The organism is Acetobacter sp. AC2005 (assembly GCF_037901235.1).
GTDB classification, from domain to species: Bacteria; Pseudomonadota; Alphaproteobacteria; order Acetobacterales; family Acetobacteraceae; genus Acetobacter; species Acetobacter oryzoeni.
The window spans coordinates 117,692-137,314 of the sequence record NZ_CP149627.1 but is presented as its reverse complement, the minus strand read 5'-3'; the positions used below and the strand labels follow the sequence as shown (position 1 = coordinate 137,314).

Here is a 19,623-nt window from a genome sequence, read left to right as displayed (position 1 = left end):
ATGCAGTGATTTTTCCCCATCATCATGCGACGGAATTAAAAAAAGAGCGGGCAGGGAAAGTGTGTCCATTATGGTCACACTTTCACGGAAGACGTCCCAGCACGAAACCGATGAGAACAAGCACCATTCCCCAGAAAATGATGAGGCCAGTTGATCGCCATTGATACCGGTCGGCGATCAATTTTGCCCGCCGACTGATCTCAGGTTGCAAGGATTGGAAAACCTTGCTGACGACATCCAGAATGCGTTGCTCAACCATCCGTTCGTTGATCTGGTTCAGCGCCTTCGCAGCATCCACACCGTCCTGCAAGGTCAGCTCGATTGAGCGGCGTTCTGCTTTAACCAGGACGAGAGCCTCATTCAGGCACCTGGGCATCGCTTCGAGTGTGCGGTTTTGTGCCTCTAGCACGGCCAGTATGGCCAGGAAGAAACGCCCGTTCGCAGTATCCGGCCTGACAGTGAAGTGCTGAAGCGCATGCTTCAGCTCCTCAATCGCCTGCGCGGGAGTGGGTGGATTGTCCGGCTGTCTGTCGTTTTTCTGACTCATGGCTACTCAAAGTCTTTCGGGACAGGCAGGCCTTTGGGCATGTCGGGAAGGAGACTAGGGTCAATCTGTGCAAGAAACTCGGGAAAAGAGCGATGAAACCAGACTTCTGCGCGCATCCGGTCAAAAAGACCGCTGGGTGGATGGCCCTCGACGTTCTTGTCATCAATGAAGTCTGCGTAGGACATGCGGCGGTCCGTGATTTCGTCCATACCGTCCAACTCGGGCAAGAAGTAAATTCCGCCATCGTCATCTGACGCATCTACCGTGGCGTTCATGACTGCCGGTGTCTGACGGATTTTGTCGAAGTGGCTGTTGTTTGTGTAACCCAGCGGCAGCAAGCCACGGTTCATCACGATGATGCTGTGGCCGGGAAGGAAGCGCCGTTTTTCCTGAAGATCCTGCAGATAGTCCGCGTCAGCCAGTTCTGTGCCGAGCATATAGACCACAACGACCTTGATCCCCAGTTTGGACAGTTGCGGCACAAGAGGGGTGCTGTTGATGATTTCGTGGAAGGCCGTCCATCCGCCGCCGATATCGAGTATCACGTCCTTCTGTCGCTTCACCATGCCTTCGATCTGTTGCTCCAGCCAGGATTTCTGTTCCTTGAGATTGCCGGTAGCAGGTTTCTTTGCATTGGGATGGAAGTGCGAGATGGAGTGGGAGACATTCAGGTGATCCGTGTTCCAGACCTCCACATCGCCCCCTTGACGTATAACGGTTTCCGTCAACGCATTCAGGAAAACAGTCTTGCCCGTGCGCTGCCGACCAACCGCAGTCAGGAGCACGGGAGGTTTTGTACGGGCAGGCTTGGCGGGTTTGGCCTGAGCTTGGTCCACTTTGGTTGCAGTCATTGAATCGTCCTCATTCTGGTACGGCACTTCTCAGTAAGGAGTGTGCCGTTCAGAAGGATTTCATCGTGTCATCATGCGACCAGATAGGATTTCTGGAAAAAAATTCAAAAAACCCGCTCAGTCAGAATATTCTTCTTCTTCTCTCTCGCGAGGCGATTTGAATTCCAGCTCTTCGTCGGGAACATCCTCACCAGCAAGGAGGCGGTCATAAATGGCCCGTCTTTGCTTGATGATCTCCCGAAGACCAGGCAATTTGGCTTCCCCTTCCCTTGCAAGCATTGGAGCCCCTTGATTGTCGTTCAGCCGGATCTGCTCTTTTGCCATCGTGAGGTCGAATTTCGCCTGACCAAGGGTGAAGCGGGCTTTGTCAATTTTCTCCTTCATAGTCTTGGAGGCGTTGGCCGGCAGTTTGTCGCGCTTGACCGTCAAAGCCTGACTTTGTGGAGCTTGCTGGACGGGTTGAGCGTCAGGTTGGGGTATCTCAACGAACTCGGGTGTCCAGTCAGCAGGTAGTCGGCTGGGCATGATGGGCCCTGGCTCAGAAGGAGAAACTTGCCCCCGATGACGTTCCTGCTTGTTCTGTTTGTGTGAAATCGCACGACAGACAACCCGCCATTTGCGTTCAATCTTTTTAAGATCCTGACGTGACGTGCCAATATTGATCCCATCATCAGCAGCCACAGTTGCGACGATTTTCCAGCTTGTTGTAACGAGCCGCAGTTCGGCAATAGCGTCGTGATGTTGATATAACCACTGGTACAATTCTCCACTTAGCGGCGGGCAGCTCGATTGTTGGGCGAGTTTGACGAGTTTTTCTCTTACAGACGCCATCATGTCCTCCTTGCTTCATGTCAGCATGTCTTTTCATCATGCGACCGAAACCCCCTCCCCATAATTTTCCTGTGGATGGCCGTACGTTTGCCGTCTGATCGCCAGTGGTATGCCCCTCGCTTGCCGCCATGATGCCGTCTGGTGTGCCGTTACATTGCCGTAGGGCTGCCGTGGTGTTGCCGATGGGATTGCCGCATGATTGCCGCCGGGTCTGCCGTAGGGTTTTTTAGGGCCTTCATACACCATTGCACCCTCAGTGCGGCGGCTTCGCCGCCAGGATTGGGCGAACGGAGAAAGGATGCCATTACTAATGGCTACCTTTGTGCTGAAACTTGGTTGCCAGAAATGATTCACTCGACTTGAATTTGCGGTTCACTACGTAAAATCAGTTAGGATGCCGGATAGTGGATTTGTGTATTTTCCGTCGCATGATGACACGATGAAATCCCTTCTGAACGGCACACTCCATACTGAGAGGAGCCGTACCAGAAGAGGACAATTCAATGATTGCAACCAAAGATGAGGTAACAAAGACAGGAACGATTGAGGCTTTGCCTATATTGACCTTCGAAGCAGCTTCAATTCGATCCATACAAAAGGACGGTCAACGGTGGTTTGTCGCTATGGATGTTTGCCTCGCTTTAGGACTCTCTCGTTCGAGAGCCGCTGTTTCTAGATTAGACGATGATGAATCTGCCTTCGTTTTGATCCCAACGGCTGGTGGGCCACAAAAAACCCATATCGTGAGCGAGAGTGGCGCGTATCATCTCACGTTTGCTTCCAGAAAACCCGTGGCCAAGAAGTTTCGGCGTTGGGTGACGGAAGAGGTCTTGCCACAGATCCGTCGCACGGGAGAATACCGGCCTGATGCAGGTGCGCAGGCCGACAATGGCTCACCCAAGCTTGAGATCAGCGCGGCAGATCTGCGTCTTCTGGCGGAGTTGAAAGAGGGTGATATCTATCAAGCAACCCGACACCTGGTGACCCGCATGAACGGAAAGTTCTCCGTTGAAAGAGCACTAAGCGAGGCCAAACGCCCGTGGTCCTATGATCTGGATATTCTGGAACTCATTCATCTGGTGAAGCTTGTGCAAATCAGTTGGTTTGCTCTTGGACAGAATAGTGAGAGGTCTGACCAAATGCGCCAGTATATGTGCCGTTTGTCAGCTGTGATGCGGCTACTTGATGATAAGCTGGGTACGGGTCCCTACTTTGAGCCGGTAACGTCTGCATCATCAGTAAGGTCATAAATTCTAGGGCCTGTTAGATCTTGAATTTCTTCCCATATTGTAGGGATGGAAGAAGGAGACAGAACAGGCACCTTTACGGACGAGACATGGGCGATCTGGGAACCTCTGATTGAGGAGGTTCGCCCGAGGGGCAAGACGCCGCCACATGATCTGCGGCGGACGATAGCAGCGATTTTCTGGCGTCATGAGAATGGCGCGAAATGGCGGAGTATCCCCGCTGAACTGGGTCCGTGGTGGCGGGCTGCGCAGCTTTTCATCCGCTGGGCGAAGCTCGGCGTATGGGAGCGGCTGCTCGCACTGGTTCAGGAACAACAGGGAGTGGCATTCGGAATGACTTTTCTGGATGGCACGAACATCAGGGCTCACCACAAAGCGGCGGGAGCCCAAAAAAAGGGGCCTCTTTCGAAGAGCGAGACCATCGTGAAGCACTTGGCCGCTCTCGCGGCGGCTATGGCACAAAAGTCTGCGTGATCGCTGATGGACATGGAAAAGCCTTCGGTTTTGCGCTGGCCCCTGGACAGGCTCATGAACTGCCTCTGGCACCAGCCATGCTCGACAGCCTTCCCGCCACTCCCCTGTGGGTAGTAGCGGACAAGGGTTACGCGTCGAATGCCTTTCGTGAACGGATATGGGACATGGGAGCACGGCCAGCCATTCCCGCGAAACGACGCGATGGCCCGGTCGCCTGCCCCAAATGGGCCTATCGGTGTCGGCATCTCGTTGAGAACCTCTGGGCTCGCCTCAAGGAGTGGCGCGCTGTCGCAACCAGATATGAAAAAACAGCAACGTCGTTCCTCGCCGTCATCCACATCGCTGCCGCAGCAGACTGGATCAAGCTCTAACAGGCCCTAGCATCGTGAGACTGGAAGGTAAGCTCTTGTAGTCAGGTTGTTAAATCTACTATCTTCCAGTCCACCATTACTCATGTTGGGACATCAGATGAACAGCCAGGACTTGATTGAACGTATTGTTGCTACAACGGATATTCAGAAGAAGGATGCAAAAGCGGTTTTGGAAACCGTTTTTGCTGCGATCACTGAGGCTGCCAGCAAAGGCGAAGAAACAACCATTCCTGGCTTTGGAAAATTTGTTGTGCGCCACACTGCCGAGCGCAAAGGGCGTAATCCGCAAACGGGCGCTGATCTGGTGATTCCTGCATCCCGTAAACTCGCCTTTACGCCAGCAAAGGCCGTCAAGGATGCTCTGACGGGAAAATAAGACCATCCGTGGCACCACAGAAGCGGCGGAATGATCTGGTGTTGTCAGATGGAGAGTTCCTGCAACTTCCTCTTTTTCCGGACGCCGTTTCTCTGGTGCGCATATCCCCACCTTGCAACATGTGGCGCTATTATGATCTATCCATCCAACAGGATTTGTTCGGTGGCGCGTTGCTTATCCGCCGATGGGGCAGGATAGGGGCACCTGGAAAGGTAAGACATGACCTTTTCCCAGATGCCGGAGCCGCAGCCAATCAGCTTGCGGTTATATTCCGGAAAAAACTCAAGCGCGGTTATATCGTTAGACCTTGAACGTCGTCTTTTTCTATCCATCCTTTTTCGTCGCATGATCATTGATGATCCTGTTCATCCGTTTTGAGGAACAGGACATACTGGAATGACAGGCTCTGACGAACCCACCCATGCCGCGTGGCGTGCTCATGTGGATGAGCAGTTTGATGCAATCCATGAATCACTTCGCGCACTTCATCAACGCCAGACACTTATTCTCGAATTACTGACCCCAGAAGAGCGGGAAGGCCCAACTCTGGATGACCTGCTCGCACGCATTGTCACCTTGATTGCCGATCAAAGGCCCGTTCTGCGTCGCATTGACCACACTACAGGCACGGCTCTGGATCTTCTTGAAGGACGTTCATCTCGCACACCCCCGGATACAAATGCGGATGAGGTCCCCGAAGAATGATGACATTCCGGAAAATCTCTGCGGGCTGTAGAGGTCAGGTTATCTCGAACTATTACCTGCAGGACATTCCTGATCCTGATATTGATTTTCGTTTGGATCCGACCAAAGCACCAGATAGCGATGGCGCACGTCTGACAAATTATTATACAGGCCGCGACGGGCGTGCATCATGGCGTCCGGATATGTCGTGGCGTGCGGCTGAGGCCCTAGGCATTGACCGTTTCAAGCCACCAACCCGAGAGCAGCTTTCCCATCTCTATGAAGCTAGACGGGCCGATAATGGGGAGGAATGGTCAGCACACCAGCGTAAAATCAGCGCATATGATCTGACATTGGCCCCTCATAAGTCTGTAACTCTGGCTGCAGAGTTTGCGGAAACAGACGCAGAGCGTGCCGCTATCTGGCATGCCATGCAGGTCGCGAACGACGAGACTATGCGTTATGTCGCCCGTGAACTGGGGCTAGCCAGACGGGGCCGGGGAGGGAAGGACGGTGCCGAAGAAGGACATGTTGCGTGGGTAACTTACCGCCATACCACAGCAAGACCAACAGTCGAGGCGTTAGACCCCGAGAGCAATCAGACCTACCTGATTGATATGCCGACCGGTGGTGATCCTCATGCTCATTTTCATAACACGATGTTCAATATGGTTGTCACAGATGACGGTCATGTTGGATCCTTGGATACAAAACAGCTCCGATCTCGTGTCCACGAGTTTGGTGCTTACTTCCAGGCTATTCTTGCCCAGGAATTGCGTAAAATTGGTATTGCCCAGACGTATGACGCCAATGAACAGGCAACCGTCGTCTCAGCGGTGCCACAGGAAATTTCCGATTTTTTCAGCAAAGGTCGCCGCAACGTCCTGAAAGCCGCTCAGTCCTATGCCTCTGAACAGGGGCTGGAATGGGATAAACTGTCCATCGAGCGGAAGCAGAAAATGCTTTCCATGGCAGGATTAGCCGCCCGATTGGGTAAGGATCTGGACGCTGACGACCACGATATTTGGAAGCGGCAGGCGAAGGAGCTTGGTTGGGTTGAGCAAAGCCTGATGGGTCCAGAGATTGATCCGGGCTTAGATCGACAGCAACGACTTGATCAGGCATGGCGTTTTGTTGCCAGACATCTGGAAAAGGAATTTGAGACGGCTGCGGTCATAGATCATCAGAAACTCCGAACCTATGCCGCGCGAGGGCTCATAGCGACAGGTATTGAAGGTGGAATTTCTGATATAGATGACGTCGTTGACTTGACGGAAAAGCGCGGGATCGAAGTGCGTGGCCAGAAAGTGCAGCTTGTTATCAAGATGAAGGGCGACCGCGAACGGGTCACACATACCGAGCAGATCAGACTGGAGGAAGATCTGGCCATCCATATTGCTCGTGCCGCGGCTGACAGGAGTGGGGCTCTCGGAAAGGAAGCCATTGAGGCTGCCATTGCGCGCTCAGGGCTGGACTTTACCTCGGAACATGGCCATGCACAGCGTCAGGCTGTGCTCACTTTGGGTCAAAGCGGCAGGATTGCCATGCTTACGGGTGTGGCCGGAGCAGGGAAGACCACCCTGCTGAAGCCACTGGTGGATGCGTGGCGCAATGATACTCAGGGAAACCCATCAGGAAGGCGTATAATTGGCGTGTCCAATGCGTGGCGTCAGGCTGATGCTATGAAAGACGCAGGTATTGAGGAAACATATGCCCTTTCTCCTTTTCTGGCCCGTATTGATCGGGGCGACCTCAAGTTGGATGAGCATACCGTCATAGCCCTTGATGAAGTAGGGCAGGTGGCACCGCGTCAGATGTTGAGGCTTCTGGAGCTGCAACGTGATACGGGACTGACCTTACGTATGATGGGTGACAGAGAACAGGCACAGGCTATCGAGGCCGGTGATGCTCTGGAGATCATCAAGCGGGTGCTGGAGCCAGAAGATCAGGCCGAGTTGCTTTCAACCGTACGTCAGAAAACAAAGCGCAATCGTGAAATTGCAGCGCTCTTTCGTGGTGAAGAGCCTAGTGATGAGCAGCTAAAAGCGCTTGAGACCAAGGGCAAAGCCGTCGCCGCTGAGACTGATGCGGATCGTGACGATGACATCAGAAACCGTTTTCATACCGAGGAGGTCAGGCAGGCCATCGAGATGAAGCGCCAGGACGGCAGCATCAGTTTAGTCACCGGAGACCATCAGAATGTTCTGGAGACCATCGCTCAACATTATGTTTCTTGTAGAGATGCCCTGAAGGCCGAAGGCCCTAAGGCTGATGGATCATTCAAGACGATCACCATGTCAGCGCTGACGAACAAGGATGCTGCTGATCTCAGTCTTGCGGTACGTCAGGTACTGCAAAAGCGCGGTGAGATCGGTGCGGACGAAAAGATCATCAAAGCCATAGATCAACGTGGCGAAGAGTATGACATGGCTTTGGCTGCTGGAGATAAAGTGCGCCTTTACCGTCGTGTCTGGGGTCGAGTGGGCGATAAACTGAGCTGGGTGGGTAATAACGGTGACATTTGTGAGGTTATTAACGCTTCAGACGCCGGTCTGAAACTGAGGTTGGCGGATGGGCAGGAAGCACAAGTGGAATGGCGCCGTCTATCAGATCCACGCTCTCATCGCGTTTTGTTGGGATTTGGTCATGCCATGACAATTGATGCCGCTCAGGGGCTGACCTCTGATGAGCATATCAATGCCATGCCGCGTGGTGTCGATCTGGCAACAGGATTTACGTCGTATGTTGCGGAAAGTCGTGCGCGAGGGACAACGTGGACGATGATATCTGATGGTGCAACTTTTGAAGCGGTCAGGAACGGTCGCGCCCTGGGTGATCAGGAGCCAATCACCAGTGAACAGTTGTGGGATTATGTTGCCAAGAAGATGGCGCATAAACCCTACAAGGCATTGGGAATGGATCTGCCTCATAGAAAGAGAAAAGCGCGTGACAAGCGGGTACGTGAACTCATTGAGATCGGCCGGAAAATGGAACAGGCGCGCATTCAAGGACGTGATGTTGGGCGAGAGAACCTCATGGCTATCAGAGGGCGTCAGATTGATGTCGCACATGGTGATGTCATTAGCCGTCTGGACGCGGAACTGAAGAAGATACTGGATAAGGCTCCTAAGGTCATGAGCCGCAAGGAGCTGGATCTACGTCAGAACTATGCGCAAATAGCGACAACAACGGTCACCTCTCAATCACCGAGACCCCTGTCCTGAAATTTGCTTCACTCAAACGTGATGCTTTAGAATTATAAGTAGGACATAATTAAGAAAACTTGTTGTTATTTCATCAGGAATAATTCAGAAAAATGGAAAGTCAGCGTGATGTTGCAACACAAGTTTTTTATGATCCATACGTATCACCACCTTCAACTGACCGGATGCAACGTGCCGAAGAAGCAGACCCGATAGAAAAGGCACTTAAAGCTGGAGAATTGGAATATACTCCATGAAGTATTGCAAGAATATTGCGTTGGCTGTGTTATTTTTAATAAAAACAGGATCGGAATAAATTCCGTCCTGTTTTTATGGATGTTGAAAAGCAGCTTGCCCGGTAAAGGCGGTCAAGATGGGTTCAACAGGTGACATGTATATTTTGGTTAGAAAGCGTCAGGAAAAGGCGGAATGGGTGCGTTATGGGCAGCGTCCCATGACCACCAGTTGTCAGAACCAAATACTCGCGCGTAGTAGCTTTCTTTCTCAGCTTTACGTGCGAGATATTTTTCATCCGTTCGCCCGAATACTTCCATTGGACAGCCCTCCCTTTCTCTGACATCTGTCAAAATGAAGTCTGGCCGGACAAGGTCTCTTGTCGCATCGAAGCGGAGAGGCTTAATGAAGCTCCGCTTCTGATTGACGAGTAGATCTGCGATATTTGCCTCGAAACGGCTTTCGACAGGAATGAGTTGGTCAGTTGTTGTCATCAGAGCCGCATCATCAACCTGAACGGTACTGAAATTAGTGTATTTCCCCTTTTTTATCGGGTCTATGGTGACGAGGAACAAGCCAAAGACGGACAGCCCTTCCTCATTACGAAAAAATTCTGCCAGTTCTCGTGGATACGATCTTTCCACTCGCTCCCACCTCGATTGTGAAATCGTCATGAACATACGGTAACCGTCACGAATTCCAGCTAATTCGATATTCTGTCCTTTGCCATAAGGATTAGCCTGAGCGCTGCTCAAACGCCCAATCACATACAGTCTTAATTTTTCTGAATGATTTCTAATTGTCCTGTGCGTAGAGTACAAAATATTCCGATCATCTGATACGACTGGACACAGTACCTGATCCAGCCTGATGCCATGTTGGATCTTGATGTTTCGAGATGTTGCGTAGGCTCGTCTGAGGGCTTTGGAATCAGTTCGGTGTCCATTAAACTGCGGTCGCCAATAGTGCAGGCCGGCACGCTCCCACAGGAGGTGCAGCAAACCAAGAGTGGTCATGCGTCTCTGCGTTTTGCCGCCAGATCTTGTTCCTACAGGCGTGGAAGACGGAGCTTGCGAATTCACAGGACTGTTGCGTTTCAAAGAACTGATCAGTTTAACACTGACTTCATGCTCTGTGTCCTCTTTGACTACGCCTTCCACATAAGCAGCCTGCCCGCTTTTTTCGGGGTTTGGTTTATAAAATGGACAGGTTGGCTGGTGATACGGCCCCGTATTTTGCATGCATGCAAAATGATACGTTTCACCACGTTGTTTTATCTGTAGCTCCAGATAACGTCCCTGATGGACGCACAGGCAATGTGCCTTTTCTCCGGGACCTGCTTTGCTATTGTCAGCATGCTTTGCCTTGAGTCGGCGCTGATATCGCTCTGGGTCTGTCTGTTTCCATTCCAGAGACAGTTTCTCTCTACCAGGGAGAACAACAATATCATTCATGCAACGAGCCTTTTTGAAAGTGTGTGTATCTGACGGGCTAGTTCTGTATGGTCAATAGTTTGCGGAATATCGTCCTCAAATCGCTTTTGGGCATCCTTCACGAGATCGTAAACACCCAGCAGAAGCAGCGCCTGCTTACGCGCGATGCCAGGGCGTGGATCAATCGCGCGTTCTATCGCGTCCAGTGTCCCAAGAAGCACACCATCCAGGGGCGGGCGGGGAGAAGGAATTTTTTCATAGCCGGGTTTTGGATTCATGGCCGCGTCACGCAGCATCAGCGAGAAGGGGGTTCTTTCCTCTTCCGGTCGTCGAGAAGGGAAGTTGACCAACGTATTGTCATTCCCTGGAATAGCTTCGACGGAGAGACCGACAGTCGCCTGCGCAATGATCGGAAATCTCCTTCCAATAGCTGCGGGTGTGTTGCCTGCCGATTTGACCTCTGCAACCAGACGCTCAAAGGCAGGTTCCGTTACTGGCGCATGGAGCTCCGAACGATAACTGCCGTTTTCGATGGTTTCCAGCACAGCTCGGGTTTCATCGTCCGGTGCACTGCCATCCAGCACCAGCGGAGCGGACAACATAACAGGTTGCGCTGTACGGATGACGCCTGTTCGTCCGTTGACGGCCGCGAAGAATGTCTTGGAATGGACGACCTTGCCACCAAACATGGTGATCGCCTCGCCTTCAATAAGGGATTGTAGATCTGCCCATGGAATTCGTGCGACTTCGCGGATTTCTGCACCGCGACCTTCGCGATAACTGCCTGCCGAATTGCCCTCATAGTGAGTGGCTTGTGTGACTTCCACACGGTCTGCCTGCTTTTCGATCCACTCGCGCGTCCTCATGGCGTCCTGCAGACGCATGGCATGGGTCAGATTGGCATTTCCCAAAAGCGTAAATGCCTTATCTCCAATCCGGCTGGTCAGGCCCGGCAGATCCTGAAATCCCAACCAGAACATGCAGTTCAGGCCGCGTCCCATAGCGAGCATCCGGTCCATGCCATCTGTGGCGTAGGCACTCAGTTCGTCGAAGAAAAACTGGTAAGGCGCATCCCCTGATCCGGCCTTGAGTTTGAAGATCTCGGAAGCAGGACCATTGAGGCGGGCACCAAGGAGTTGAGCCATAACAGCCCGCACTGATGCTACGATGATCTTCCCCAGTCCTGCCAGCGTGTCAGAAGAGTTCTCCAGTGACGGCAGGATCACGACCAGAACACGACGGTTGAGCACCACATCACGCATGTCGATATCGCCGTTTTCACATTTGAAAATATGCCCAAGCGAAACAGCGAACTGGGTGAAGATTTTGGAGAAATACATGGTCGCAAAGCCATGTTGCTCAGAAGGACGGCTTTCTTTCTGCTGATTCCATTCCAGCCCGATATCGTAGCCGGGAAGCTCACCCAGATAGGCCTGAAAAGGATAGAGTACATCATCAGGAATGTCTGGAACCGGGATCTTGATGGGCTGTGGCTGACCGGGGCTGCGGACAAGGAAGATCTTGTGTCGGGCCAAGGTTGCCAGCCAACGCAATTCCGTTGCGAAACGGATGGTTTCAATGTTGATGGAGATACCATGCCGATCGCGCATCCAGACCAATGCAGGCGTCAGTGTTCCGATCAGATTGACGGCACGGTCGCGGAAGACGCCGTTGGCATCGTTGGAAACAGGTTCACCCAACTGACTGACCAGCATTTCGCGGATGGCGTCAGCATTGCCTGTCGCAAACGGATTAAACGTATTTGATTCCCGGATGGAGCTGGCGGTCAGAAGATTGAGGGTCAGGAGTTGATCATCCAGCCCGAAGCGTCTGAGGAGTGCTGCGACATCACCATAGACCGTATTGTCGCCTTTCCCATCTATCAGCAGAAACCCAGACCCATGAGAGAGGGGATTGGCCATCAGGGAGAGCGCCGAGGTTGTTTTGCCGGCCCCTGTTGTTCCAGGCATGGCGGCATGCTGGCGGCCGGCATCAGAGGAGAACCAGAGTTGCTGGCCTGTATGCGCATCAGTGCCCAGATAGATGATCCCGCCCGCTTTCTTGGGTTTGCGTGTGCTGGGATCGAGATCATGTGCATCAGGAAGTTCTGAATATCGCGGCAGATGAAAAGGAAGCAACGGCTTGCGGGTAACAACCCAACACGTCAGGAGAAGAGCTAGAGGAAGGGTGAGACCGACCAGGGCGGGGATAAACCAACTCAGCCCGGCCACAATCAGGAGCACAAAGCCTGACGAGGATGTCCGCATTTCCGCTGTAAAACGCTCGAACAGCGGGCGGGTATCACGGTAGGTCGCACCCCGCTTGATTTGTTGATGGCCAAGTGGACCACCAATCTGACGTTTCACCATCGATCAGGGCTCCAGACCGAACGGAGAGTTGCTTTTGGAACTGGTGTCAGATGAGCCGGGTTGGGGCAGACCCACGACTGGCGCGCCTTTTATGGTCGGTGCAACGCCAGCTGTTGGGGCACCCCCTTGATTCAGCCCGGCTCCAGTTGGGCCTGTTCCATCAGGTCTTTGTTGGGGAAGCCCTATACGGTCTGATGCTATTGCCCGTTGCGTATCTCTGACGGTTTCGTTAACGCTTCGCGGTCCTTCTTGACCGTCTGGACCGTACCCGCCTGAGGGAGATGAGGCCCCGATCGGCCCACCGGAGAGCGGCGGTAGCATGGGTTGCTGGGGTATCGTATTTCCGGGATCCTGCATCATGGGCGTAGGTATCTGTGCTGGTCGGGAACCGATGATCACAATGGCAGCAATGACCCCGAGCGCGACACCTGGCGCATAGTTTCTGAGGCAGTTTTTCCATCCAGATGGTGACGCAGCAGTTGGGGACGTGGACGGTAAGGCATGGGCTGGCGGAGAAAGAGGATGGGGCTGAGGGTGTGTCAGATAATCCTTTTTGCTGACAGTCATGGTGTTGGAGTGTCCAACGGTGATGACGATAGGGGGCTGACCTTCGGTTTCAATGGTGATCGTGGTCATCTTGGTTGTCCTTCAGCTCTGATCTGAATTTTTCTGGAGTGTTGCGACAGCAACCGAAACGGTTGGCGTGTAGATCGGGCGACGTGCCTTGCGTTCGGCTTCCCAGTGGGCACGTGCACCGGCTGCTTCAACACGGGGATTGGGGTGGACGTCTTCCTCAGGCCGCTCGTGAGGGAAACCCAGTGAATGCAGAGCGTACCAGAGAGATCGATCTATCAGCTTGACGATTGCAAAGGCTGGTGGCGCCAGAACGCCTGCCTTGCGCCGTGCTTCGGTCAGAAGGGTCATAAGCGCAGTCGTGGTCCATCCATTGCGAGCGCAAATCGTATCGATTTTCGCACTTACACCGGGAACACTCAGCTTTTCGTCGGCAATGGAGATAATTTCGCTGGGAACAGAAAGGGCTGATTTGGGACCCTCTGGTCCATCCAGTCCGGCCTTGCGCAGACTTTCGGATAGCCGACCAAGCAGATCCATCGCCTCAGCCCGTTCCTGGCTATGATGAGCGATGAAGGCAGCGAACAGAACGCGTTCAACGGGCGTGGCCGCGTCAAGTCCGGTCCAGTGCCTGCCAAGTTGCGCCGTAAACGCCGAAATGGCGCCTGCCTCGCTGAAATGACCGTTCCGATCTGTAGCGAACCGAGCCCGCCATTCATGGGCGTGAAGCGCAGGATCCGCAGGGCGGGGCATTCCTTGGGCTGGAGCCACCAATTTGGTCAGGCGCCGCTCGGCGAAACCACGCAGTGTCGGAAACATACGGGCCTGGACTTCAATCAGTCCCTCAAGGTCAAGGGCTTTAGCGAAGCGACCAGGCGTTGCTCTGAAGATGCATGTGATCCCCAGCGCAGCAATGATGATGGCAACAGGCCAGCGCAATGCGCTGCCCAGTATCATCAAACCGTACCAGAGTTGAATGGCCCGCACATGCTCTGGCGACCACGAGGCTGTTACGAGCTGCTGGCGTAACTGAACGAGCGGCTGTGAATGCAGGTGCAGGAAGTCAATCTGCCAGACGAGTGCTCGGATATACAGCAGGGAGATCTCGGCGTGCCAGTTGGACCACACCATGTAGGAAAGTCCGGCTCCGCCAACAATAATGGCAATGATGGAGAACAGGGCATAGTCATCGCTGGATGACCAGGGAGTGCTACTGCTGCTCATGACGCACGTCCTTTGCGGGCACGTACCATCATATCCGTTGCGATGTGGTAGAAACGTCTGAGATACGCTTCTCCGTAACGTGGGGTATGTGAGTGGTAATAGGCGACAGCCTGCCAGAGATCTCCATGCGTCTCGGACAGAGCCTGTCCCAGGATCCAGCTTCCAGCCTCGATATTGGCGCAAACATTGTCTCGTAATGCCGTGTAGGTACGGAGCGGCGTGCTGTGCCAATGTGCTGCGACCTTGCGAACCCAGGTCGAATTGACCTGCATGGGCCCCAGATCCACCGTGCCATTGGAATTGGTGCTCACCATCCCTGGACGCCCGTTTTCGACATAAAGCAGAACGAGGAGAACGCCAGCAGGCACGCGCGCATTGGATGCTGCAGCCGTGAGACAGGCCTGTACACGTTGTCCCTGCACAAAGGCATCGTCCTGTGCTGTCTGGGCGTGCGAGATGCGCGTAAGTCCGAGTGCCAGAAATGTGGCGGTAAGAAGCGAGAGGCTTTTCATCAGCTTGCCTCCTGAAGTGGTACGGGAACAGTCTGTAGACGGGATCGGGCGTTGCCCCAGAGCTCGACTAGATCGTTCAGACGCAGCGTCTCTTCGTTCAGGGCAAGTGTTTCGAAAAGGTCTATGATGCACAGCATCAGTACAGACCATGATCCGGCCCGTATGCCGTGGAGAGAGTAGCCCAGTGTGGCCTCAGCATTTTCGCGCACATCAAGCGCAAAACCGGTGCCTGTCAGGTCAAACCAGAGCGCTTCGGCTGCCACGACAATGACAGGAAGATAACCATCGGCACGGGCGATTTCCTCGTGACTGACCGAGGCCTCTTGTCCGGTAGCACGATCGACCACAATGGCTGGACGTTCAATTTCTGACAGAAGGGTAAGGACACCATGTGCGACATCATCAACCCGCACGATGGAAGCAGATATGTTCATGAGTATCTCCGTCGCTTCCATGTCGGGACTGCCGTGCGTCTCCTGCCAATGAGCCAGCGGCGCGCCGTCCGCAGGGCAGCAGGCAAGGTGAGCCCAAAAAACGAAATGGTGCCAAAAAAGGCTGTGCCCAGCACTCCGATGATCAATGTTGTCCAACTCCAGTGAACAACTGCCAGCAAAATGGGCAGACAGCTTCTGGCGTCCAGAATAAGAAACTTTACGGGTAAGCCTGTTCCGCGCCACATCAGTCATCTCTCCTTTTTGCCATGAGTGCGGTTTCTTCGGTGATCAGGCCCTGTTCGAGGCGGGCATCGATGGCACGCGCATAGCTTTGGCCATCCGTTTTCAAGACATCATTGATGAACTCGGGCCAGCATTGTGGATCGGTGCGCATCAGCCTGAAGCGCAGGTCGCGGTCAAAGGTCAGGAATTCGCGGATCGCCACACGACCTCCTCCTTTGCGTGGGAGGAGACGCTGGTTCAGACAGAAGCGCATTGATTGGGCCAGAGCGGAGACAAGATTGTCACGTTCTTCACGGGCACAGAGTGAGACAGCCCGTTGCATCATGAGACCCACATTGTCTGCATGGATTGTTGTGCCCAAAATGCTTCCGGTGATCGCGCAGTTGATCGCGGCATCCATGGTCTTGTGATCGCGGCACTCACCGACAATCAGTTCTGTCATCTCCCGACGGGTCGTTCCGCGCACGAATTTCGCAAACGTCATGTGGGGCGGCCGGATCTCGGTCTGGGTGATTTTTGATCCCGTGGGAGACCGGATATAGTCCATCAGGAATTCGACTGGAGATTCTCCGGTTGCAATGTTGCAGTTTGCATCAGGCCGCATGACTTTTTCTTCGGCCAAAGCAAAGGTGAGAGATGACTTTCCTTGCCCGGTTGCGCCACCGATGAGTTTCATGCCCGACGGAATGTCGTTGCTGGCCAAAACTTCAGGTTCGACATTCTGAGAAGCTAGACTGGGCGGTCGGGAAGGAATAGGGCGCATGACGATGTTCACACCCTGTCCACGCATGACTTCGCACGGGGTGAAGTTCACTCGAAAACGCAGGGTTTCTCGCCGGTTGAGTGAAACGGAATATGCGCTATCCAGATCATGGTAGATGGCGAGCATGGACATCCCGTCCTGCGCATACATATGGCTGACAATGTCGGCAATTGCGAAGTCATCTGTCGCGCCACGTGTCGCACAGCGAACTTTCCCATGCACCAGAATGGTGACGGGATGGCCTGTCTTGAAATCGATACGGGAGGCGCCCAGCCGGTAGGCCCATTTCAGAAGGTCATCCAGTCCTGGCGCATATTTGCGGCGTTCAACCACCCATGTGTAGCCGGAACGCCCTTCGTTTTCCCAGGTTTCGCGTTCTTCAGGGGGAGTAATGATGACGTTCATCGGCAGCGCTCCGGGTAAAGAGGGGCAGAGAAGCCATATCCACGATCACGACGTAGCCCGCGAAGACCAGGTTGGCTGGTGATGCGCACAACACGATCCCCAACATGCAGGGTGTCGCCACCACCGACCGATGCCTTTTGTTCAAACACCACATGGGGTTCTTCAACTCTGCCGTTGGCCAGAAGAACCCGATAGCGGGCCATACCTACGATATCGCGCTGAAGGCGGGACAGGTCGGAGAGAAAAATCTCCGTGGCCTGCTTTTCTCCGGCAGCCCAGCCTTCCGCAACCCAGTCGTTCCAGTATCCCACTTCCTTTCTGTTCATGGGAAGAGCGGCTGCGGCAGGATGTTGTGGCTTGCGCCATGATCTGACCAGATAGGTTCGCCAGTTGGGCGGAGCTGATGTCAGCTGTGCTTCTCGGGTAATTTCAAAAACACATTGAGTTTCATGCGCGACCTGACCTGTGCCGTTGAGGGCGAATGCCATCTGGGCCTCGGTGACGATTGGGGGCTGCATAAGCGTCTGACCGCCCCCGATGGGCAGGACAAGGGAGCGAAAATCAAATGTCGCATCCAGTGTATCTTCATAGCGGCGCAGCATTTCATTGATGGCGAAACTTCGTGCTGCAAGCCCACCCTGAGCGCCATAGATGTGAGCCGCTTCCTGCAACGCCTCCTTGCGTCCGGGTTTTAAGCCGTCAGATCCTTCATCATTGGGGCGCGTGTTTTGCAGGGCTTCAAGAGACAGTGGCCGATCACCTCCAACAATCTTGTCGAGTTCCTGAGCGCCAGTAATCGGCTTGTTGGTCGGATTAGCCAATGCCGGCTCAGCCTGTTCAATGTCGTCGGCCGCTGGTTCTGGGGGCTGAGGCATTGGAACAAGAGTGCCATTGGGAGCTGGAGGTGGTGCGCTTGTCTTGAAAGGAATAAGGCGCCCGTCGATATGCGGTGCCTCCTCAGCCAGACCGGGCCGAACGAAGGTTGCCAGCATCGTGCAGGCCATAAGTGTGTAGTGGACAGTCTTACGCATGATAGACCACCGCAATCTGATGATGGAGGGGATCGACCTGAACTGTGGCCGCATCACCGGCCTGATCACCGAATGATCGGAGAATATCGATTACCGCAGTTACACTGTTTGTTTGGACGGGAATATCATGGCTTTTGCCAAATATGGTTACAGTGTAACCGATTTCCTTACCGAGCTTACGGACACCAGCATTCAGTGGTCCTTTCCAGACAAACCATATCCGACGATTGATATCATCAGGAGTGCTGGACTGGTCTGCGACGGGGACAGATGGTGAGGCATGAATCGTACCCAGTTCACGCAGATCCGCAGTGGTACTCGAAATGGAGCGTTGCAGCGCCAATTCCGGATTGGGCATGCCGGTCGTTTCAATAAGGCCGGATTTTATGTGCCCTGAACAGGCTGTAAGCCCGATAGTGAGGGTTGCGAATAGAAAGGAGGTCTTTTTCATGGTCAACTCCGTTTATGAAAACAGAGTGAGCCTTCATGATGCGACCAGTTTAAAAAAAATGGGTTCCAGAGGATTTAATCCCGCAAAAAAAGGCGTTAGAGCCTGTTAGCACTTAAAATTCTTTCTATCTTTTATAGATGGAAGGAGGAGACGGAACAGTCACTTTTACAGACAAGACATGGTCGTTCTGTGAACCTCTAATTGAGGCTGTTCGGCCGAGGGGTAAGACACTGCCACGGGATCTGCGGCGCACGATAGCAGCGATTTTCTGGCATCATGAGAACGGTGCGAAATAGCGGACTATCCCTGCTGAACTGGGTCCGTGGTGGCGGGCGGCACAACTTTTTATCCGCTGGCTCCAGATATGCTCGATATCCTTCCCGCCGTTCCTTAGTTGGTGGGGCGGACAAGGCACATTTAAGGGGAGAGAGCGTTGTCTTTTCTCCCATTTTCTATGAGCCTGAAATAAGAGCTTTACAAAAGGTAGATTTTAGCTATATTTTGAACGATGAAACAGATAAGGAGACCAGATTTCCCATCCCTCTAACGCCTGCCACATAAGGCTGTGAACAGCCTGCAAGACATCCATTTAAAGATGGACCCCAGATCAAAAGCAAATCCTAATGTGATTAGCTAAAAACAATCATATAATCGAATTGTTTTCTGTAGTGGATACAGGAGGCAAGGAAACATCATGACATCTTCAAATGCAATCTCTCAGGTCAACCTGAAAGTTAATACCCAACTAAAGGAAAACGCTTATGCGACATTAAAAGAACTGGGAACAACACCAAGCGATTTCTTCAGAGATATTCTCGAATACGTTGTGAGGGAAAAAAAATTGCCGATAAAACGGCTGACGGTATCCGACGAGGATGCCGAGTTTTACGCGCTTGTCCGTGAACGATTGAAGAATCCGGGCAAGATTCATAGGAATGTTGATCTTGAGTCTCTACTCCGTTGATATGTTGGATGCGGCCAAAAAAGAACTGGCCGCACTTCCTAAGACAGAAAACAATCAGATTATTAAACGTCTCATTAAGCTACAACATAACCCTCATATCCCGGCTTTAGCCCTGAGCGGCAATTTAGCTGGATGCTATGAAATCAAGCTGAGGACCGCTGGAATACGCGCCGTTTACAGTGTTGATGATGGAAAGATGACTTTGTTGGTCATAGCCATTGGTAAACGAGAGCGGAAACAGGTTTATAAGACAGCATCAGATCGATTTAACGAATGACATAACAGAAAAGCCGGTAGGAAATCCTACCGGCTTTTCTGCGAAAAAAAACATGAGTTCACACGTCTATTTAGTACATAATACCGGAGACGCATTTACCGGATACAGCTGAATAGGACCTAGATT

Annotated in this window: 22 protein-coding genes and 1 pseudogene; 10 read left to right on the top strand and 13 right to left on the bottom strand. The window is 53.0% G+C overall.

Translation table 11 applies throughout. The features are described from left to right. Positions 1 to 82 precede the first annotated feature (82 nt). The 3 genes from QQM41_RS14375 to QQM41_RS14365 all read right to left on the bottom strand — a co-directional run bounded on the left by QQM41_RS14375 (position 83) and on the right by QQM41_RS14365 (position 2,232). On the bottom strand, positions 83 to 547 hold the full coding sequence (locus tag QQM41_RS14375; RefSeq protein WP_042788843.1) for a hypothetical protein: 465 nt from the start codon (positions 545 to 547) through the stop codon (positions 83 to 85). 2 nt (positions 548 to 549) lie between these two features. After that, positions 550 to 1,398 carry a hypothetical protein gene (locus QQM41_RS14370; RefSeq protein WP_061500709.1) on the bottom strand — a complete coding sequence of 283 codons (849 nt, stop codon included), beginning with the start codon at positions 1,396 to 1,398 and terminating at the stop codon, positions 550 to 552. 117 nt (positions 1,399 to 1,515) lie between these two features. Beyond that, complete coding sequence (locus QQM41_RS14365) at positions 1,516 to 2,232, bottom strand: hypothetical protein (RefSeq protein ID WP_185327961.1); 717 nt, start codon at positions 2,230 to 2,232, stop codon at positions 1,516 to 1,518. 500 nt (positions 2,233 to 2,732) lie between these two features. Between QQM41_RS14365 and QQM41_RS14360 the strand changes: the two genes are divergently transcribed. From QQM41_RS14360 to QQM41_RS14330, 7 genes are all read left to right on the top strand, one after another. Then, positions 2,733 to 3,479: a BRO family protein gene (locus QQM41_RS14360; RefSeq protein WP_003630480.1), complete on the top strand. Its 747-nt coding sequence runs from the start codon at positions 2,733 to 2,735 to the stop codon at positions 3,477 to 3,479. 45 nt (positions 3,480 to 3,524) lie between these two features. Further along, positions 3,525 to 4,321 (top strand): IS5 family transposase gene (locus tag QQM41_RS14355; protein WP_339076994.1). Its coding sequence is split into 2 segments (ribosomal slippage): positions 3,525 to 3,864 and positions 3,864 to 4,321, totalling 798 coding nucleotides; the frame shifts between segments, so codons are not numbered across the junction. Positions 4,322 to 4,418: 97 nt separating this feature from the next. Beyond that, on the top strand, positions 4,419 to 4,697 hold the full coding sequence (locus QQM41_RS14350; protein ID WP_035366198.1) for an HU family DNA-binding protein: 279 nt from the start codon (positions 4,419 to 4,421) through the stop codon (positions 4,695 to 4,697). An 8-nt stretch (positions 4,698 to 4,705) separates the two neighbouring features. Next, entirely contained in the window at positions 4,706 to 5,008 is a 303-nt protein-coding gene (locus QQM41_RS14345; RefSeq protein ID WP_042788847.1) for a WGR domain-containing protein, read from the top strand. 85 nt (positions 5,009 to 5,093) lie between these two features. After that, a complete protein-coding gene (locus QQM41_RS14340; RefSeq protein ID WP_012813124.1) occupies positions 5,094 to 5,402 on the top strand; it encodes a hypothetical protein in 309 nt (102 codons plus the stop codon). Then, positions 5,399 to 8,605 carry a MobF family relaxase gene (gene mobF / locus QQM41_RS14335; protein ID WP_087652306.1) on the top strand — a complete coding sequence of 1,069 codons (3,207 nt, stop codon included), beginning with the start codon at positions 5,399 to 5,401 and terminating at the stop codon, positions 8,603 to 8,605. Before QQM41_RS14340 ends, mobF begins: the two co-directional genes overlap by 4 nt. 92 nt (positions 8,606 to 8,697) lie before the next feature. Continuing rightward, a complete protein-coding gene (locus QQM41_RS14330; RefSeq protein ID WP_157668618.1) occupies positions 8,698 to 8,841 on the top strand; it encodes a hypothetical protein in 144 nt (47 codons plus the stop codon). A 147-nt stretch (positions 8,842 to 8,988) separates the two neighbouring features. Here QQM41_RS14330 and QQM41_RS14325 read toward each other — a convergent pair whose 3' ends face one another. From QQM41_RS14325 to QQM41_RS14280, 10 genes are read right to left on the bottom strand one after another with little or no spacing between them, the layout of a single operon-like run. Beyond that, on the bottom strand, positions 8,989 to 10,272 hold the full coding sequence (locus tag QQM41_RS14325) for a DUF1173 family protein (RefSeq protein ID WP_339078206.1): 1,284 nt from the start codon (positions 10,270 to 10,272) through the stop codon (positions 8,989 to 8,991). Continuing rightward, entirely contained in the window at positions 10,269 to 12,620 is a 2,352-nt protein-coding gene (locus QQM41_RS14320; RefSeq protein WP_231111233.1) for a type IV secretory system conjugative DNA transfer family protein, read from the bottom strand. The genes QQM41_RS14325 and QQM41_RS14320 overlap by 4 nt, the downstream gene beginning before the upstream one ends. A 3-nt stretch (positions 12,621 to 12,623) precedes the next feature. After that, positions 12,624 to 13,256 (bottom strand): hypothetical protein, encoded by a 633-nt coding sequence (locus QQM41_RS14315; protein WP_012813300.1) that lies wholly within the window; start codon positions 13,254 to 13,256, stop codon positions 12,624 to 12,626. 12 nt (positions 13,257 to 13,268) lie between these two features. Further along, on the bottom strand, positions 13,269 to 14,417 hold the full coding sequence (locus QQM41_RS14310) for a hypothetical protein (RefSeq protein ID WP_087652310.1): 1,149 nt from the start codon (positions 14,415 to 14,417) through the stop codon (positions 13,269 to 13,271). Beyond that, positions 14,414 to 14,929 (bottom strand): lytic transglycosylase domain-containing protein, encoded by a 516-nt coding sequence (locus QQM41_RS14305; RefSeq protein ID WP_012813302.1) that lies wholly within the window; start codon positions 14,927 to 14,929, stop codon positions 14,414 to 14,416. Before QQM41_RS14305 ends, QQM41_RS14310 begins: the two co-directional genes overlap by 4 nt. Next, complete coding sequence (locus QQM41_RS14300; protein ID WP_064776532.1) at positions 14,929 to 15,363, bottom strand: hypothetical protein; 435 nt, start codon at positions 15,361 to 15,363, stop codon at positions 14,929 to 14,931. Before QQM41_RS14300 ends, QQM41_RS14305 begins: the two co-directional genes overlap by 1 nt. Next, complete coding sequence (gene icmT, locus QQM41_RS14295) at positions 15,360 to 15,608, bottom strand: IcmT/TraK family protein (protein WP_081273971.1); 249 nt, start codon at positions 15,606 to 15,608, stop codon at positions 15,360 to 15,362. The genes QQM41_RS14300 and icmT overlap by 4 nt, the downstream gene beginning before the upstream one ends. Next, positions 15,608 to 16,774, bottom strand: a complete 1,167-nt coding sequence (locus QQM41_RS14290) for a type IV pilus twitching motility protein PilT (RefSeq protein ID WP_064776517.1) — start codon at positions 16,772 to 16,774, stop codon at positions 15,608 to 15,610. The genes icmT and QQM41_RS14290 overlap by 1 nt, the downstream gene beginning before the upstream one ends. After that, a complete protein-coding gene (locus tag QQM41_RS14285) occupies positions 16,771 to 17,805 on the bottom strand; it encodes a type IV secretory system conjugative DNA transfer family protein (protein WP_064776516.1) in 1,035 nt (344 codons plus the stop codon). The genes QQM41_RS14290 and QQM41_RS14285 overlap by 4 nt, the downstream gene beginning before the upstream one ends. After that, positions 17,798 to 18,256, bottom strand: a complete 459-nt coding sequence (locus tag QQM41_RS14280; protein WP_064776515.1) for a DotD/TraH family lipoprotein — start codon at positions 18,254 to 18,256, stop codon at positions 17,798 to 17,800. Before QQM41_RS14280 ends, QQM41_RS14285 begins: the two co-directional genes overlap by 8 nt. Before the next feature lie 137 nt (positions 18,257 to 18,393). Between QQM41_RS14280 and QQM41_RS14275 the strand changes: the two are divergent. The 3 genes and pseudogenes from QQM41_RS14275 to QQM41_RS14265 all read left to right on the top strand — a co-directional run. Continuing rightward, positions 18,394 to 18,612 (top strand): annotated as a pseudogene (locus QQM41_RS14275) (transposase); the annotation flags it as partial. A 338-nt stretch (positions 18,613 to 18,950) separates the two neighbouring features. Next, a complete protein-coding gene (locus QQM41_RS14270) occupies positions 18,951 to 19,220 on the top strand; it encodes a type II toxin-antitoxin system RelB/DinJ family antitoxin (RefSeq protein WP_012813307.1) in 270 nt (89 codons plus the stop codon). Beyond that, positions 19,192 to 19,497 carry a type II toxin-antitoxin system RelE/ParE family toxin gene (locus QQM41_RS14265; RefSeq protein WP_019089371.1) on the top strand — a complete coding sequence of 102 codons (306 nt, stop codon included), beginning with the start codon at positions 19,192 to 19,194 and terminating at the stop codon, positions 19,495 to 19,497. The genes QQM41_RS14270 and QQM41_RS14265 overlap by 29 nt, the downstream gene beginning before the upstream one ends. Positions 19,498 to 19,623 lie beyond the last annotated feature (126 nt).

Excerpts from the sequence above, each read along its gene's own strand:
- QQM41_RS14375 (WP_042788843.1), bottom strand. The coding sequence starts at position 547 with ATGAGTCAGAAAAACGACAGACAGCCGGACAATCCACCCACTCCCGCG.
- QQM41_RS14370 (WP_061500709.1), bottom strand. The coding sequence starts at position 1,398 with ATGACTGCAACCAAAGTGGACCAAGCTCAGGCCAAACCCGCCAAGCCT.
- QQM41_RS14365 (WP_185327961.1), bottom strand. The coding sequence starts at position 2,232 with ATGATGGCGTCTGTAAGAGAAAAACTCGTCAAACTCGCCCAACAATCG.
- QQM41_RS14360 (WP_003630480.1), top strand. The coding sequence starts at position 2,733 with ATGATTGCAACCAAAGATGAGGTAACAAAGACAGGAACGATTGAGGCT.
- QQM41_RS14350 (WP_035366198.1), top strand. The coding sequence starts at position 4,419 with ATGAACAGCCAGGACTTGATTGAACGTATTGTTGCTACAACGGATATT.
- QQM41_RS14340 (WP_012813124.1), top strand. The coding sequence starts at position 5,094 with ATGACAGGCTCTGACGAACCCACCCATGCCGCGTGGCGTGCTCATGTG.
- mobF (WP_087652306.1), top strand. The coding sequence starts at position 5,399 with ATGATGACATTCCGGAAAATCTCTGCGGGCTGTAGAGGTCAGGTTATC.
- QQM41_RS14330 (WP_157668618.1), top strand. The coding sequence starts at position 8,698 with ATGGAAAGTCAGCGTGATGTTGCAACACAAGTTTTTTATGATCCATAC.
- QQM41_RS14325 (WP_339078206.1), bottom strand. The coding sequence starts at position 10,272 with ATGAATGATATTGTTGTTCTCCCTGGTAGAGAGAAACTGTCTCTGGAA.
- QQM41_RS14320 (WP_231111233.1), bottom strand. The coding sequence starts at position 12,620 with ATGGTGAAACGTCAGATTGGTGGTCCACTTGGCCATCAACAAATCAAG.
- QQM41_RS14315 (WP_012813300.1), bottom strand. The coding sequence starts at position 13,256 with ATGACCACGATCACCATTGAAACCGAAGGTCAGCCCCCTATCGTCATC.
- QQM41_RS14310 (WP_087652310.1), bottom strand. The coding sequence starts at position 14,417 with ATGAGCAGCAGTAGCACTCCCTGGTCATCCAGCGATGACTATGCCCTG.
- QQM41_RS14305 (WP_012813302.1), bottom strand. The coding sequence starts at position 14,929 with ATGAAAAGCCTCTCGCTTCTTACCGCCACATTTCTGGCACTCGGACTT.
- QQM41_RS14300 (WP_064776532.1), bottom strand. The coding sequence starts at position 15,363 with ATGAACATATCTGCTTCCATCGTGCGGGTTGATGATGTCGCACATGGT.
- icmT (WP_081273971.1), bottom strand. The coding sequence starts at position 15,608 with ATGTGGCGCGGAACAGGCTTACCCGTAAAGTTTCTTATTCTGGACGCC.
- QQM41_RS14290 (WP_064776517.1), bottom strand. The coding sequence starts at position 16,774 with ATGAACGTCATCATTACTCCCCCTGAAGAACGCGAAACCTGGGAAAAC.
- QQM41_RS14285 (WP_064776516.1), bottom strand. The coding sequence starts at position 17,805 with ATGCGTAAGACTGTCCACTACACACTTATGGCCTGCACGATGCTGGCA.
- QQM41_RS14280 (WP_064776515.1), bottom strand. The coding sequence starts at position 18,256 with ATGAAAAAGACCTCCTTTCTATTCGCAACCCTCACTATCGGGCTTACA.
- QQM41_RS14270 (WP_012813307.1), top strand. The coding sequence starts at position 18,951 with ATGACATCTTCAAATGCAATCTCTCAGGTCAACCTGAAAGTTAATACC.
- QQM41_RS14265 (WP_019089371.1), top strand. The coding sequence starts at position 19,192 with ATGTTGATCTTGAGTCTCTACTCCGTTGATATGTTGGATGCGGCCAAA.